Source organism: Haloarchaeobius iranensis (genome assembly GCF_900103505.1).
Lineage (GTDB): Archaea > Halobacteriota > Halobacteria > Halobacteriales > Natrialbaceae > Haloarchaeobius > Haloarchaeobius iranensis.
The window spans coordinates 80,468-93,432 of the sequence record NZ_FNIA01000013.1 but is presented as its reverse complement, the minus strand read 5'-3'; the positions used below and the strand labels follow the sequence as shown (position 1 = coordinate 93,432).

Below are 12,965 nucleotides of genomic sequence, written 5' to 3'. Positions count from 1 at the left end.
GACCCCGAAACCAACGAATTACTGCATACAAAGCTTGAACCGACACGGACGAACGTGCTCGCGCACGCGTTCTTCTCGGAGTTACGCGAGAAACACGACGTCGATGACGCCGTGTTTCTCGTCGACGGTGCGACGCCGCTGAAAGACGCTTGCAACCGTCACGGGCTCGATTTCCGCTACGAGAAACACGGAAATCGCAACAGCGTCGAACGTGTCTTTCGAGAGGTAAAACGCAGAACTAACGCTTTCTCGAACTGTTTCAGTCACGCCGAAGCTGAAACTGCTGACGAGTGGCTCAAATCATTCGCCTTCGCATGGAATCAGCTAATCTGAACGCGACCCCTGCCGTTGGGCGAGCCTTTATCCTGATTCCTGACCAATACTCGCGGCATGAACGTGATTGTCGCCGGCGGAACCGGCTTCATCGGAAGTCACCTGTGTGCAGAGCTCGCCGACCGCGGACACGACGTGACCGCCCTCGCACGGAGCCCCGACGACGCCGACCTCCCGAACACCGTGGAGACTGCGATGGGCGACGTGAGCGCCTACGAGTCCATCGAGTCCCACTTCGAGGGGCAGGACGTGGCGGTCAACCTCGTCGCGCTCTCCCCGCTGTTCAAGCCGAAGGGGAACCTCAGCCACGAGACGGTCCACCTGCAGGGGACGGAGAACGTCGTGCGCGCCTGCGAAGAGCACGATGTCGGCAAGCTCGTCCAGATGTCGGCGCTCGGGGCCGACCCGAACGGCCCGACGGCGTACCTCCGGACGAAGGGGCAGGCCGAGGAGGTCGTCCGGTCCGCCGACCTGGACTGGGTCCTCGTCCGTCCCTCGGTCGTGTTCGGCGACGGCGGCGAGTTCGTCTCCTTCACGAAGAAGCTGACGACGCCGTACGTCACAGGCTTCCCCGGCGGCGGGAAGACGCCGTTCCAGCCCATCTGGCTGGGCGACCTGGTGCCGATGCTGGCCGACGCCGTCGAGGACGACGACCACGTCGGCGAGGCGTACGACATCGGTGGCCCGGAGGTGCTGACCCTCGCGGACGTCACTCACCTCGCCTACGCCGCCGAGGGGAAATCAGTCCGCATTCTGCCAGTTCCGATGCCGCTGGCGAAGCTGGGTATGACGATGGCCGGACCGCTCCCGTTCATCCCGTTCGGCCCGGACCAGGCTCGCTCCCTGAAGGTCGACAACACGGTCGCCGACAACGGCGTCGCGGCGTTCGGTGTCGAACCCCACGAGCTGACGACGCTGTCGTCGTATCTCGGCGTGGAGAACACGGCGAAAGCCAGCGCCTGACCGGGGAAACGACACCCCCGCAGGAGCTTAAATAGACCGGGGTAGTGTCACGGAATAATTGAAAAGTATCGTATGCCTAATTCGGACGATAGCAGGCCTATCGGACGGTTATTTTTGGGAACATGACATCGGGCCGAGAGTGGGACCATCCAAAGGCTTATATCCTTCATCCCACTCTTGGCAAACCAACGGAGCCCCCTTTCAAATGAAACTGGCGATGATTGGATTCGGTCAGGCCGGCGGGAAGATCGTCGACCGATTCGTCGACTACGACGAACGGACACAGAGCGGCATCGTCCGTTCGGCGATCGCGGTCAACACGGCCAAGGCCGACCTGATGGGTCTGGAGAACATTCAGAACGAGAACCGCGTCCTCATCGGTCAGTCCCGGGTGAAGGGACACGGTGTCGGCGCTGACAACGAGCTCGGCGCGGAGATCGCCGAGGAGGACATCGACGAGGTGCAGGGCGCCATCGACTCGATCCCGACACACGAGATCGACGCGTTCCTCGTCGTCGCCGGGATGGGCGGCGGCACGGGGAGCGGTGGCGCACCGGTCCTCGCCAAGCACCTGAAGCGCATCTACACGATTCCGGTGTACGGGCTGGGCGTCCTGCCGGGGTCGGACGAAGGTGGTATCTACACGCTGAACGCCGCGCGGTCGTTCCAGACGTTCGTCCGCGAGGTCGACAACCTGCTGGTCTTCGACAACGACTCGTGGCGGCAGGCCGGCGAGTCCGTCGAGGGCGGCTACGAGGAGATCAACGAGGAAATCGTCCGCCGCTTCGGCGTCCTGTTCGGGGCCGGCGAGGTCGGCCAGGGGGACGAGGTGGGCGAGTCTGTCGTCGACTCCTCCGAGATCATCAACACGCTGGCCGGCGGCGGCATCTCGACCGTCGGCTACGCGACCGAGGAGGTCGAGCTGTCCGACGACAGCGGCCTCCTCTCGCGCTTTACCGGCGGCGACGACGAGCAGGTCGACACCGCACACACGACCAACCGCATCACGTCGCTCGTCCGCAAGGCCGCGCTCGGGCGACTGACCCTGCCGTGTGAGATCGAGGGGGCGGAGCGGGCCCTGCTCGTCATGGCAGGTCCCACGGAGCACCTCAACCGGAAAGGGATAGAGCGCGGGCGGAAGTGGCTCGAGGAGCAGACCGGCTCCATGGAGGTCCGCGGCGGCGACTACCCGCTGCGTGAGCCCCAGGTCGCGTCCTGTATCCTCCTGTCGGGCGTGAACAACGTCCCGCGGATCAAGGAGCTGCAGCAGGTCGCCATCGAGGCCCAGGACAACATCGAGGCCATCCGAGAGGAAAGCGAAGATAACTTACAGAACTTAGTCGAAGATGACGAGGATGAGCTCGAGCCGCTATTCTAGGTGGGCGATCCTCGCCGCGGTGGCCTTGCTGGCGTTCGCCGCGGTCGGCACAGCCGTGGCCGTACAGGTCAGCGAGGAGGACGTCCCGGACGAAGGACAGGTCGGTGAAGACTACACCGCGAGCGTCACTCTCGGGGAGCTGTACCAGAACCCCGACTACACCTCGTGGACGCTGCGCGGCGAGACCGAACTGCAGAACGTGACGTGGACGGTGACGACCACCGACACGGACACCGGGAACCAGATCGACAGCCAGTCGTTCGACGGGCAGTCGTTCAACTACTCGAACATCGACGCCGAGGCGAACGACGCCAACCAGGTCACCGTCGAGGTGACCGGCACGGTGCCGAGCATCGAGAACTTCACCTACGCCGACGAGGAGATGTTCGTCGTCGCGTCGCTGACCCAGGCCCGCGAGGGCGGCACCTCGAACGAGATCGCCTCCCGCGAGGCCCACCACTTCACCGAGGAGAGCCAGGCAGCGCGGGAGGCCATCGTCGAGGCGCAGGCCGCCATCGACGAGGCCGACAGCGCGGGCGGCGACACCTCGACCGCCGAGGACTCGCTCGAGTCGGCCATCTCGGCCTACGAGGGCGAGAACTTCGGCAACGCACAGAACCTCGCCAGTCGGGCACAGGAGGAGGCCAACACGGCCAAGAGCAACGCCGAATCGACCGAGCAGCGCAACCAGCTGCTCCTCTACGCCGGCGTCGGCGTCGTCGTCGTCGCTCTCATCGGTGGCGGCTTCTACTGGTACCGCCAGCAGCAGGACGACCACAGCCGCCTCGGCTGAGCGGTTCGGAACGTTCTTTGCGATTCACCGGCGACCTCCAGCTATGCGTGTCGTCGTACCGTTCGCGGCTGAGAACCCCAAGACCCGGCTCTCCGGCGTCCTCGACGCCGGCGAGCGCGCCGCCTTCGCGCGGGCGATGCTCGCGGACGTGCTCGACGCCGTCCGGGCCGCGGGCCACACACCGACGGTCCTCGCGACCGCACCGGTCGACATCGACGCCCGCGTCCGCGTGGACGACCGGTCGCTGACGGCCGCCGTGAACGACCTGCTCGCGGAGACCGACGGGGCGGTCGCGGTCGTGATGGCCGACCTGCCGCTCGTGACGCCCGCGGTGCTCGAGCGGCTGTTCGGAGCCGACGGCGACGTGGTCGTCGCGCCGGGCCGTGGCGCGGGCACGAACGCCCTGGTCGTGCGCGAGCCGGCGTTCCGGACCGACTTCCACGGCGCGTCCTACCTCGACCACCGTGCGGCGGCGAACGCCGTCGGTGCGGCGGTGACGGTGGTCGACTCCCACCGGCTCGCGACCGACGTCGACGAGCGCGTCGACCTGGTGGAGGTGCTCGTCCACGGGGACGGCCGGGCCCCTACCTGGCTCGCGAACCACGGCGTTCGAATCGAGCGCGGAAACGGCCGGGTCAACGCGGTGCGAGTCGACGACTGAGTCGCTACGTGGCACTATATCGGGGCGACTCCTCAGTGAGAGTGCGCGAGGCCTCTGCGCGCGAATCCACCACTACTCCCCTTCTGGCTTTCTCGGAATACGGGTAGCGCATGTCGTCGAGAGCGGTCTGCTGACGTTGCGGAGGTCACTGTTTCCGGTGACTGAGCTGCGGTGAAACCGCGAACGACCGGACGCCACGGCAGTCGTGGGACGGCCGGCTCGCAGGCGTGTGCCGCCCGGTCGTCCCCAAGCCATCGCGTCTTCGGACGAATCCTTCCCATGAAGACACCCTTTTGCCCGTCGACCACGCATCCCCGAGCATGATTCCGGGGGCGGACGAGTACGACATCTCGCTGTCGTTCGACGAGCGCGAGGTGGCGCGCGCGCTCTCGGTCACCCCCGACGACGTCGAGCCCGCCGACGAGCTCACCTTCGCCCGGAACGTGTTCCTGCCGCTGACGACCGCCTGCCGGTACACCTGCACCTACTGTACGTTCTTCGACCCGCCGGGCGAGGCGACGCTCATGGACGACGACGACGTGGACGAGACGCTCGACAGGGGCATCGACGCTGGCTGTACGGAGGCCCTCTTTACCTTCGGCGACGACCCCGACGACCGCTACGACGAGGTCCACGCCCAGCTCGACCGCTGGGGCTACGACGATATCCACGACTACCTCCGTGCGGTGTGTGCGCACACCCTGGACCGGGGCATCCTTCCGCACTCGAACCCCGGCGACCAGACCAGAGAGCAGATGGCGATGGTCGCACCGTACAACGCCAGCATGGGGGTGATGCTGGAGACGACCGCCGACGTGGACGCCCACGCGGGGCGCCGGGTGAAGTCGCCCGGCCAGCGGCTCAACACCATCCGGAACGCCGGCGAGCTGCGGGTCCCGTTCACGACGGGCATCCTGGTCGGCATCGGCGAGGACTGGCGCGACCGCGCGGAGAGCCTGCTCGCCATCCGCGACCTGCACGAGCGATACGGGCACGTGCAGGAGGTCATCGTCCAGAACGTCGTCCCGAACGAGCGCTCGCGCTACGAGCGTCCCGACGTCGAGACGATGCGCCGGGTGGTCGCCATGGCGCGCTGGGTGCTCCCCGAGACGGTGTCGGTGCAGGTGCCGCCGAACCTCTCGCCGACGCGCGAGCTGCTCGACTGCGGGGTCGACGACCTCGGCGGCGTCTCCCCGGTGACGGACGACTACATCAACCCCGACTACGAGTGGCCGGCGCTCCGCGAGCTCCGGGACATCGCCGACGAGGCCGGGGTCCCCCTCCGCGAACGCCTGCCCGTCTACGAGCGCTACCTCCCCGCGGAGCTGCGCTCGGACGACTTCGACGGCGAGGCCGCTCCCGGTGACGGGTGGCTCGACGACCCCGTCCGCGACGCACTCGCCGGCGACACCCCGGCGGGCCGACGGTACCGTCGGGTCCTCGATGGGGCACCGGTCCAGCTATAGACCGCTCGGGAGCGCTCGATACGTCTCCTAGTGAGCTTCTTGCTGCAGCCGTCCCTTCGCTGGAGTGGGATGGACGAGACTCACGCACCCGACGCCGACCAGCCCACGCCAGACTCACCACCAGCGCCGGACCGCCCGGCCGACCTGGCCATCCTCCACGCGCTCGACACCGCTCACGCCATGCCCATCGCGGAGCTCACGAGCGCGGTCGACGCCGACCCGACGACCATCGACCACCTCTGTCACCGCCTCCAGAGCGCGGGCTACGTCCGCGCCCGGACCGACGGCGCCTACAGCATCACCGCGCACGGGGAACAGTACCTGCGGACACTGCTCAGACAGCGACGCATCAGCCCCTGACACCGGGGGTCACTCCGCCGCTCTGACGACCCAGTGGCCCTCTCCCTGCCGCGCGATGACCGACGGTTCGCGCATCCGCACCACGTAGCCCGTCGGGTTCGACTGCACCTCGTGTTCGGCACGGACGCTGCCCAACTCGCCGAGCAGCTGCGCCGTGGGCGGCTTCTGTGCCGCGCCGCAGTCGTAGACCGTGAGGAGCCCGCGGCCGCCCTCGCGCTCGTAGACGACGATGTGGGCGTGCTGTGGCAGCCGATAGCGGTCGTCGCCGTCTGCCGGCGCGAGCGTGTTCATGCGTGGCGGTAGGTCGAACGGGGTGAAAAGGGGTGCTGTTCAGTCGTCGGCCGCGAGCCCGTCGCCGCCGGCCCGCGCGCCCTCGTCCTCGCGGAGCAGCGGCGTTCCGTCCGCTCGGGGGCCGAGTTCGGGGCCGAACGGCGGGTCCCCGTCGACGACGCGGCGCTGCTCGTAGTCCGTCGAACGCTCGACCGGCGTGCGGCCGATGGCCCGTATCATCTCGACGTACTGGTCGAACGAGCGGAACTCGCCGTACTCGCCGCCGGCGCGCTTCGTTATCTCCTCGGAGAGGATGGTGCCCATGAAGTCGTCCGCGCCGCAGTTGAGCATCTTCAGTCCCCGCTCGTCGCCGTACTTCACCCACGAGGACTGCACGTGGTCGACGTTGTCGAGGTAGAGCCGGGAGACGGCGATCATCAGCTCGTCCTCGTCGTCGCTCGCGCCGCCGTCGACGACGCCGTGCTCGTACAGCGGCGTCGACTGGTGGATAAAGGAGAGCGGGACGAACTCGGTGATGGCCCCGTCGACGCGCTCTTGCAGGTCCCGCACCTTGTCGAGGTGGCGGACTCGGTGTGCCGCGTTCTCGACGTGGCCGTACATGATGGTGGCAGTGAGCCCCAGGCCGACGTTCGCGGCGGCCTCCATGGCTTCGAGCCACTCGTCGGTCCGTATCTTCCCGGGGCAGATGACGTCCCGGACCTCGTCGACGAGAATCTCGGCGGCGGTGCCGGGCACCGAGTCGAGGCCGGCGGCCTGCAGCTCGTCGTACACCTCCTCGTAGCTCCAGTCGGTGCCGCGCCGCGCGTGGTACGCCTCCTCCGGCGTCATCGAGTGGAGGTGGACGTCGCCGACCGACATCGCCTCCATCTGCTCGACGTAGGTCCCGGGGTCCGTGTCGTAGCGCTCGGGCGGCTTGTAGTTCGTCTCCTTCCAGTCCGAGTCGCGCAGTATCTCGTGGTGCGCCTCGTTCAGCGCGAACGCTGGATGGAGCCCCGAGACCGACGTGACCTCGTAGATGCCGCGGTCGAGCATCGACGCGACGACCTCGCGGGACTCCGCCGGCGTCTTCGTGAAGCCGGCGTGGTCCACGTCGCTGTCGTCCTCGAAGGCGTGGGCGGTGTCCTTGAAGTTGCAGAACAGACAGCCGGTGTTGCAGGCCGTCGTGACGTTGTTGTTCAGGTTGGCGACGAACGTGACCTCGTCGCCGACGACCGCGGCGCGCCGGCGGTCGGCGGCCTCCAGCACCAGCTCCTTCCGGGACTGGTCGATGCCGTCGACGTCCGTGCCGGTGGTGATGAGTTCGATGCCGTCCGCGACGGTGAGCCGCTCCCCGTTCCGCGCCTTCGCGAGCGCGTTCCCGAAGGACTGGTCGCTCTCGGGAACGTGCTCGTAGTCGAAGCCGTCCGTGGGCAGGTCAGCCGCGCTGTGCTCGGACGAGTCGGCCATTATCTATGCGTCGGGTTTGACTCTCAAAAGGGTAGTGGAACCGGCCGTTAGTCGTAATTGGGTTTCTCCGAATCGAGGTCTCCATGAGAGCTGTGACGGCCTCGAAAGCCCCGAGACGCTGGAGTCGGGGGCCTCGCTGCGGTCCTCGTTCCTCCGGTCCTTGCATCGCCCGCCTTCCTCCAGCGTCTCGCCCCTTTCAGTCCCACCGTCGGAGCAAGCTCCGACGAGCCCCCGTTCGCTCGCAGGCTCGCTCACGGGGACACCCCGCACAGCACCGCACCTCTGACCTCCCCAACCGATTCGCTCGGTCGCAGGCTCCCTCGCTCATCCCTCGCACGAGCGTTGGACTCGCCGCCTCGCAGTGCTCGGCGACGAGTTCGGCCGCGCGCCAGCCGGCTGATTGGCTGTCGTCGCCACCCGGTTCGGACTCCCTCGACCGCGTAGTGAAACCTTCTTTAGTGACGGCTTCGCCCGTTCGAGTATGAGCACTCGCCTGCGGAGGGAGCGGCCGTGACGAGCGTCAAGGAGTTCCGCATCGAGGAGCCAGCGACCGCCGACGAGCTGGGCCGTGGTGCGTTCGTCTTCACCGACGACTACTCCGTCTTCGACTGGGGGAAGATGCCAGACACCATCGCGAACAAGGGCGCGTCGCTCTGCTCGATGGGCGCGTTCAACTTCGAACTCCTCGAGGACGAGGGGATTCCGACGCACTACCGAGGCGTCGTCCGCAACGGCGACACGCTGCCGCTGCGCGAGGCCGACCAGCCCCCGTGGGAGATGGCCATCGACCTTACGCAGGTGCCCGACCTCCCGCACGAGGGCCGGGACTACGACTACGACGCGTTCCACGCCGAAGCGGGCGGGAACTACCTCGTCCCGCTCGAGATCGTCTTCCGGAACCGCGTCCCCGTCGGCTCCAGCCTGCGCAGCCGGACCGACCCCGCGGACCACGGGCTCGACTTCGACGCGTGGCCCGAGGGGGTCGTCGACCTCGACGAGCCCATCGTCGAGTTCTCCACGAAGTTCGAGGAGTCCGACCGCTACCTCTCCCGCGAGGAGGCCGACGCCGTCGCGGGCCGTGCGGACGTCGACGCGCTGGAACGGACCGCCCGCGAGGTCAACCGCGTCGTCACCGAGCAGGCCGAGTCCGGCGGCCTGACCCACGAGGACGGGAAGATCGAGTGCCTCTACTTCGACGGCGAGATCCGCGTCGCGGACGTGGTCGGCACCTTCGACGAGAACCGCTTCAGCTACGAGGGCACGCAGATCTCGAAGGAGGTCATCCGGCAGTACCACAAGCGCACCCAGCCCGACTGGGTCGCCGCCGTCACCGAGGCCAAGGAGCGCGCGAAGGCCGAGAACGTCGCCGACTGGAAGTCGCTCTGCGAGGTCCGGCCCGAGCCCCTCGACGACGACGTCCTCGCCGTCGCGAGCGAGCTCTACACCGCCGGTGCCAACGCGTACACCGGCCTCGAACTGTTCGATGCTCCACCGCTGAACTCGGCAATCGGGGCCGTCAGCCGGCTCTGAGCCGGGGCGCTGTACTCGTTCGAGGGTCTCCGATTCACTCCAGAGGCTGTGCGAAGTCGACCTGTTTCGGCCGGAACCCCGTGTCGCGGTAGAAGCGTCGCGCACCCTCGTTCCCCCACTCACAGGAGACTTTCAGGTAGTCACAGCCCCGCTCGCAGGCCAGCGTTTTCACACGGTCGACGACGGCAGCGCCGTGACCGCTGTCCCGGTACTCTGCGTCGATGAAGAGGTTCACGATGCGGAGGTACCGCGAGTACTCGCGGGACGGATGAGTACCCTCCCGGAGGGTGACGAGGCCGATTTGCTCGCCGTCCTCGACGCCGAGGTAATCGTCGACCGCGTCGTCGGCGAGCTGCCGGCGAAAGCCCTCCGCGGCGGCCTCCGTTACGTCCGGGCTGGCGAGTTCGTTCAGTTCGTCGTGGGCCTCCATCGCCCGGGCCAGCGAGTGCCAGCGGTCGACGAGCGCCTGGATGTCGTCGGTGGTGGCTTCGACGAGTTCCATGGGACGACTCGTCGGGGCTGGCTCGTAAACCTCCGGTCGCCGTGGGAGCTCCAGACACACCCCGGGACCGCACTCGAAACACGCTTGCCCACGGAACGACCTAGTGACCGACAGTGACAGCGGAGGAACCCCGGAACTCCATCGACATCGACGAGTTCTACGACGCGCTCGACGCCGAGGGACGGCCGGTCATCACGGCCGACCAGCTCGCGCGCCGGCTCGACAGCACGCAGGAGGCCGCCCTGCAGGCGCTCGAAGCCCTCGAATCGCAGGGCGCGGTCGAGCGGACCGACGCGGGCGTCGAGCCGACCATCTGGTACCCGAGCGACTGGGGCGCGATGCTCGAGCGCGAGCGGGTCGTCTTCTTCCCGGAGCGTCGGCAGTTCGTCGTCGACCAGCCCAAGCAGTTCACCCGGGCGCAGTGCTCGCAGTTCGCCCACCTCGTCGACACGACGCGGTCGGGCGGCTACCTCTACGAGGTGCGCCAGCAGGACATCTGGCAGGCGCCCTACGAGACGTTCGAGAAGCTCGAACGGACGATGCGGCAGGTGCTCCCCGAGCGCGCGCCGGAGTTCGAGGCGTGGGTCGAGGACCAGTGGAAGCGCGCGAACCAGTTCGTCCTCCGCACGCACGAGGACGGCTACGTCGTGCTCGAGGCGGCGAACGAGAGCCTCCTGGGCAACGTCGCACTGGAGAAGCTCCCCGAGGACTGCATCCGCGCGCCCATCGACGACGTGACCGCGTGGGTCGCCGAGGAGAAGCTCGCCGAGGTGAAGCGCCGGCTGTACGAGGCGGGCTACCCCGTGCAGGACGAGCGCGAGCTGGAGGGCGGCGACGAGCTGCCGATGGAGCTCGGGCTCGTGCTCCGGGACTACCAGCAGTCCTGGGTCGACCGATTCCTCGAGGCGAAAGCCGGCGTGATGGTCGGCCCACCGGGGAGCGGCAAGACCGTCGCCGCGATGGGCGTCATGGCCGCCATCGAGGGAGAGACGCTCATCCTGGTGCCCTCGCGCGAGCTCGCCGGGCAGTGGCGCGACGAGATTCTGACCCACACGTCGCTCTCGCCCGACCAGGTCGGCGAGTACCACGGCGGCACGAAGGACGTCCGTCCCGTCACGGTCGCCACGTACCAGATCGCCGGGATGGACCGCCACCGCGGCCTGTTCGACTCCCGCGAGTGGGGGCTCATCGTCTACGACGAGGTCCAACACATCCCCTCCGACGTGCGTCGGCGGACCGCCGACCTGCAGTCGAAGCACCGCCTCGGGCTCACCGCGACGCCCGTCCGCGAGGACGACCGCGAGGAGGACATCTTCACGCTCGTCGGCCCGCCAATCGGGACCGACTGGGACGCGCTGTTCGCGGCCGGCTACGTGCAGGAGCCGGAGGTCCACATCCGTTACGTGCCGTGGACGGACGACGAGAAGAAGAGCGAGCACGCCAGCGCCGACCCCGGCCACCACCGCCGCCAGCTCGCCGCGATGAACCCCGCGAAGGTCACCGAGACGCGGCACCTCCTCGCCGAGAACCCCGAGAAGAAGGCGCTCGTGTTCGTCGAGTACCTCGACCACGGCGACCAGCTCGCCGCGGCGCTCGACGCCCCGTTCATCTCCGGCGAGACGCCGCACGCGCGCCGTCGGGAGCTGTTCGCGGAGTTCCGCCGCGGCGACCGGCGGACGCTCGTCGTCTCCCGCGTCGGCGACGAGGGCATCGACCTGCCCGACGCCGAACTCGCCATCGTCGCCTCCGGCCTCGGCGGGTCGCGACGGCAGGGCGCACAGCGCGCCGGCCGGACGATGCGCCCCGAGGGCACTGCGCTGGTCTACGTGCTCGCGACCCGGGGCACGCGGGAGGAGGGCTTCGCGAAGCGACAGGTCCGCCACCTCGCCTCGAAGGGCATCGGTGTCCGCGACGGCCCGGCCGAGGCGGTCGACTGACGCGGCGAGCGGACAGCGACCGAAGAATTGCCGTCGTCGGGACTGTTGACCCTCTCCGCGTGCGAAGGGGAGCCATGGTCGACCCCACATCGGACATCGGCGACGTGGACCCCGAGGACGCCCCGGCCTGTGCCGTCTGCGGCGCGGCCGTCACCGGCGACGAGCACCGGGTGCGCTCGTGGGTCGAGGACGGCAACGTCGAGCATCGCCACTTCTGTGACGACGACTGCCTCGAGAAGTGGGACGGCTGATCAGTCGTCCGTCGACTCCTCGCCCGCTGCCGACCCCGCCACTATCTCGCCGAGGCCGTCGACGGGCCGGTCGGGGTTCGCGTCGCGCGCTTCCCTGGAGAGGCCGAGCTGGTAGCTCGCACTCTGCTCCCTGAGTCGGGTCCGCCCCCGGTGGACGGAGACGTCACCGTTCAGATGCAGGCGCACTGCCTCGAGCAGCGCGTCCGCCTCGAGCGGCTGGCCCCGCTCTTTCATCGTCTGGATGTCGGCACCGTCGGGCACGTCGAACGCCCGCTGGGTGATGATGGGCCCCTGGTCGAGGTCCGTCGTCACGTAGTGCGCGGTGACGCCGGCGATACGGACGCCCTCCTCCAGCGCCTGCCGGTACGCCTTCGCGCCCGGGAAGGCCGGCAGCAGGCTCGGGTGGATGTTGATGATGCGGTCCTCGAACCGGAACACCACGTCCGGGCTGAGGATGCGCATGTACCGCGCGAGGACGATGAGGTCGGCGTCGTACTCGCCCAGCAGGTCGAGAATCTCGCCCTCGTCGGGCGTGCCCTTCTCGTCGCCGACGTCGTGGAACGGGACCTCGTACTTATCGGCGAGCGGTTCGAGGGTGTCGTGGTTCGCGATGACCACCGAGATGTCCGCGCCGAGGTCGCCGCTGGCCCACGCCTGGAACAGCCGCTCGAGACAGTGGCTCTCCTTCGTCGCCAGCACCGCGATCTGCTGGGTCTCGCGGTCGGCGGGGAACCGCACCTGTACGTCGACGCCGAGCTCGTCCCCGAGGTCGTGGAGGTCGTCACGCAGCGTCTCCTCCTTGCAGACCATCTCCGTGGTGTCCGCGTGGAGGGTCATCCGGAAGATGTCGTCCCGGACGGCCTGGTCCAGGTCCTCGACGTTGATGCCGCGCTCGAACAGGAGGCTCGTGACGCGTGCGATGAGTCCGGTCTTGTCTCCTCCGACCACCGTAATTTCGGTTAGCTCTGTCGTCATCGATACCACCTCCGGTCACTGGTCGTCGGAGACATCAGTTTGCGCTCAGGCCGTCGGCGTGCAAAAGCGTTCGCATCGG

At 68.1% G+C, this 12,965-nt stretch carries 13 protein-coding genes and 1 pseudogene; 10 read left to right on the top strand and 4 right to left on the bottom strand.

Translation table 11 applies throughout. From position 1 onward, the window contains the following. The 7 genes and pseudogenes from BLT27_RS12425 to BLT27_RS12395 form a co-directional block, all read left to right on the top strand. Nucleotides 1-333: pseudogene (locus BLT27_RS12425) on the top strand (IS6 family transposase); the annotation flags it as partial. Between the two features lie 57 nt (nt 334-390). After that, nucleotides 391-1,296, top strand: coding sequence for a complex I NDUFA9 subunit family protein (locus BLT27_RS12420; protein WP_089734358.1), 906 nt, complete (start codon nt 391-393; stop codon nt 1,294-1,296). Between the two features lie 205 nt (nt 1,297-1,501). After that, nucleotides 1,502-2,674: a tubulin/FtsZ family protein gene (locus BLT27_RS12415; protein ID WP_089734356.1), complete on the top strand. Its 1,173-nt coding sequence runs from the start codon at nt 1,502-1,504 to the stop codon at nt 2,672-2,674. Further along, a complete protein-coding gene (locus BLT27_RS12410; protein WP_217639147.1) occupies nt 2,652-3,467 on the top strand; it encodes a hypothetical protein in 816 nt (271 codons plus the stop codon). Before BLT27_RS12415 ends, BLT27_RS12410 begins: the two co-directional genes overlap by 23 nt. 43 nt (nt 3,468-3,510) lie before the next feature. Beyond that, nucleotides 3,511-4,128, top strand: a complete 618-nt coding sequence (cofC, locus tag BLT27_RS12405) for a 2-phospho-L-lactate guanylyltransferase (RefSeq protein WP_089734351.1) — start codon at nt 3,511-3,513, stop codon at nt 4,126-4,128. Nucleotides 4,129-4,448: 320 nt separating this feature from the next. Beyond that, nucleotides 4,449-5,594: a 7,8-didemethyl-8-hydroxy-5-deazariboflavin synthase subunit CofG gene (cofG, locus tag BLT27_RS12400; RefSeq protein ID WP_089734349.1), complete on the top strand. Its 1,146-nt coding sequence runs from the start codon at nt 4,449-4,451 to the stop codon at nt 5,592-5,594. 69 nt (nt 5,595-5,663) lie between these two features. After that, a complete protein-coding gene (locus BLT27_RS12395; RefSeq protein WP_089734347.1) occupies nt 5,664-5,954 on the top strand; it encodes a helix-turn-helix domain-containing protein in 291 nt (96 codons plus the stop codon). A 9-nt stretch (nt 5,955-5,963) separates the two neighbouring features. Here BLT27_RS12395 and BLT27_RS12390 read toward each other — a convergent pair whose 3' ends face one another. Next, entirely contained in the window at nt 5,964-6,245 is a 282-nt protein-coding gene (locus BLT27_RS12390; protein WP_089734345.1) for a hypothetical protein, read from the bottom strand. Nucleotides 6,246-6,284: 39 nt separating this feature from the next. Continuing rightward, nucleotides 6,285-7,691, bottom strand: a complete 1,407-nt coding sequence (gene cofH, locus BLT27_RS12385) for a 7,8-didemethyl-8-hydroxy-5-deazariboflavin synthase subunit CofH (RefSeq protein ID WP_089734343.1) — start codon at nt 7,689-7,691, stop codon at nt 6,285-6,287. Nucleotides 7,692-8,201: 510 nt separating this feature from the next. Here cofH and BLT27_RS12380 point away from each other — a divergent pair. Beyond that, complete coding sequence (locus BLT27_RS12380; protein WP_089734341.1) at nt 8,202-9,221, top strand: phosphoribosylaminoimidazolesuccinocarboxamide synthase; 1,020 nt, start codon at nt 8,202-8,204, stop codon at nt 9,219-9,221. 34 nt (nt 9,222-9,255) lie between these two features. On the opposite strand, the gene BLT27_RS12375 is transcribed toward BLT27_RS12380, so the two are convergent. Then, complete coding sequence (locus BLT27_RS12375) at nt 9,256-9,723, bottom strand: GNAT family N-acetyltransferase (RefSeq protein WP_089734340.1); 468 nt, start codon at nt 9,721-9,723, stop codon at nt 9,256-9,258. Between the two features lie 113 nt (nt 9,724-9,836). On the opposite strand from BLT27_RS12375, the gene BLT27_RS12370 reads away from it, so the two are divergent. After that, entirely contained in the window at nt 9,837-11,660 is a 1,824-nt protein-coding gene (locus tag BLT27_RS12370; RefSeq protein ID WP_089734338.1) for a DEAD/DEAH box helicase family protein, read from the top strand. 74 nt (nt 11,661-11,734) lie between these two features. Further along, nucleotides 11,735-11,911, top strand: coding sequence for a DUF7576 family protein (locus BLT27_RS19805; RefSeq protein WP_175526451.1), 177 nt, complete (start codon nt 11,735-11,737; stop codon nt 11,909-11,911). Here BLT27_RS19805 and BLT27_RS12365 read toward each other — a convergent pair whose 3' ends face one another. Then, nucleotides 11,912-12,886 carry a formyltetrahydrofolate deformylase gene (locus BLT27_RS12365; RefSeq protein ID WP_089734336.1) on the bottom strand — a complete coding sequence of 325 codons (975 nt, stop codon included), beginning with the start codon at nt 12,884-12,886 and terminating at the stop codon, nt 11,912-11,914. Between the last annotated feature and the right edge of the window lie 79 nt (nt 12,887-12,965).

Excerpts from the sequence above, each read along its gene's own strand:
- BLT27_RS12420 (WP_089734358.1), top strand. The coding sequence starts at position 391 with ATGAACGTGATTGTCGCCGGCGGAACCGGCTTCATCGGAAGTCACCTG.
- BLT27_RS12415 (WP_089734356.1), top strand. The coding sequence starts at position 1,502 with ATGAAACTGGCGATGATTGGATTCGGTCAGGCCGGCGGGAAGATCGTC.
- BLT27_RS12410 (WP_217639147.1), top strand. The coding sequence starts at position 2,652 with ATGAGCTCGAGCCGCTATTCTAGGTGGGCGATCCTCGCCGCGGTGGCC.
- cofC (WP_089734351.1), top strand. The coding sequence starts at position 3,511 with ATGCGTGTCGTCGTACCGTTCGCGGCTGAGAACCCCAAGACCCGGCTC.
- cofG (WP_089734349.1), top strand. The coding sequence starts at position 4,449 with ATGATTCCGGGGGCGGACGAGTACGACATCTCGCTGTCGTTCGACGAG.
- BLT27_RS12395 (WP_089734347.1), top strand. The coding sequence starts at position 5,664 with ATGGACGAGACTCACGCACCCGACGCCGACCAGCCCACGCCAGACTCA.
- BLT27_RS12390 (WP_089734345.1), bottom strand. The coding sequence starts at position 6,245 with ATGAACACGCTCGCGCCGGCAGACGGCGACGACCGCTATCGGCTGCCA.
- cofH (WP_089734343.1), bottom strand. The coding sequence starts at position 7,691 with ATGGCCGACTCGTCCGAGCACAGCGCGGCTGACCTGCCCACGGACGGC.
- BLT27_RS12375 (WP_089734340.1), bottom strand. The coding sequence starts at position 9,723 with ATGGAACTCGTCGAAGCCACCACCGACGACATCCAGGCGCTCGTCGAC.
- BLT27_RS19805 (WP_175526451.1), top strand. The coding sequence starts at position 11,735 with ATGGTCGACCCCACATCGGACATCGGCGACGTGGACCCCGAGGACGCC.
- BLT27_RS12365 (WP_089734336.1), bottom strand. The coding sequence starts at position 12,886 with ATGACGACAGAGCTAACCGAAATTACGGTGGTCGGAGGAGACAAGACC.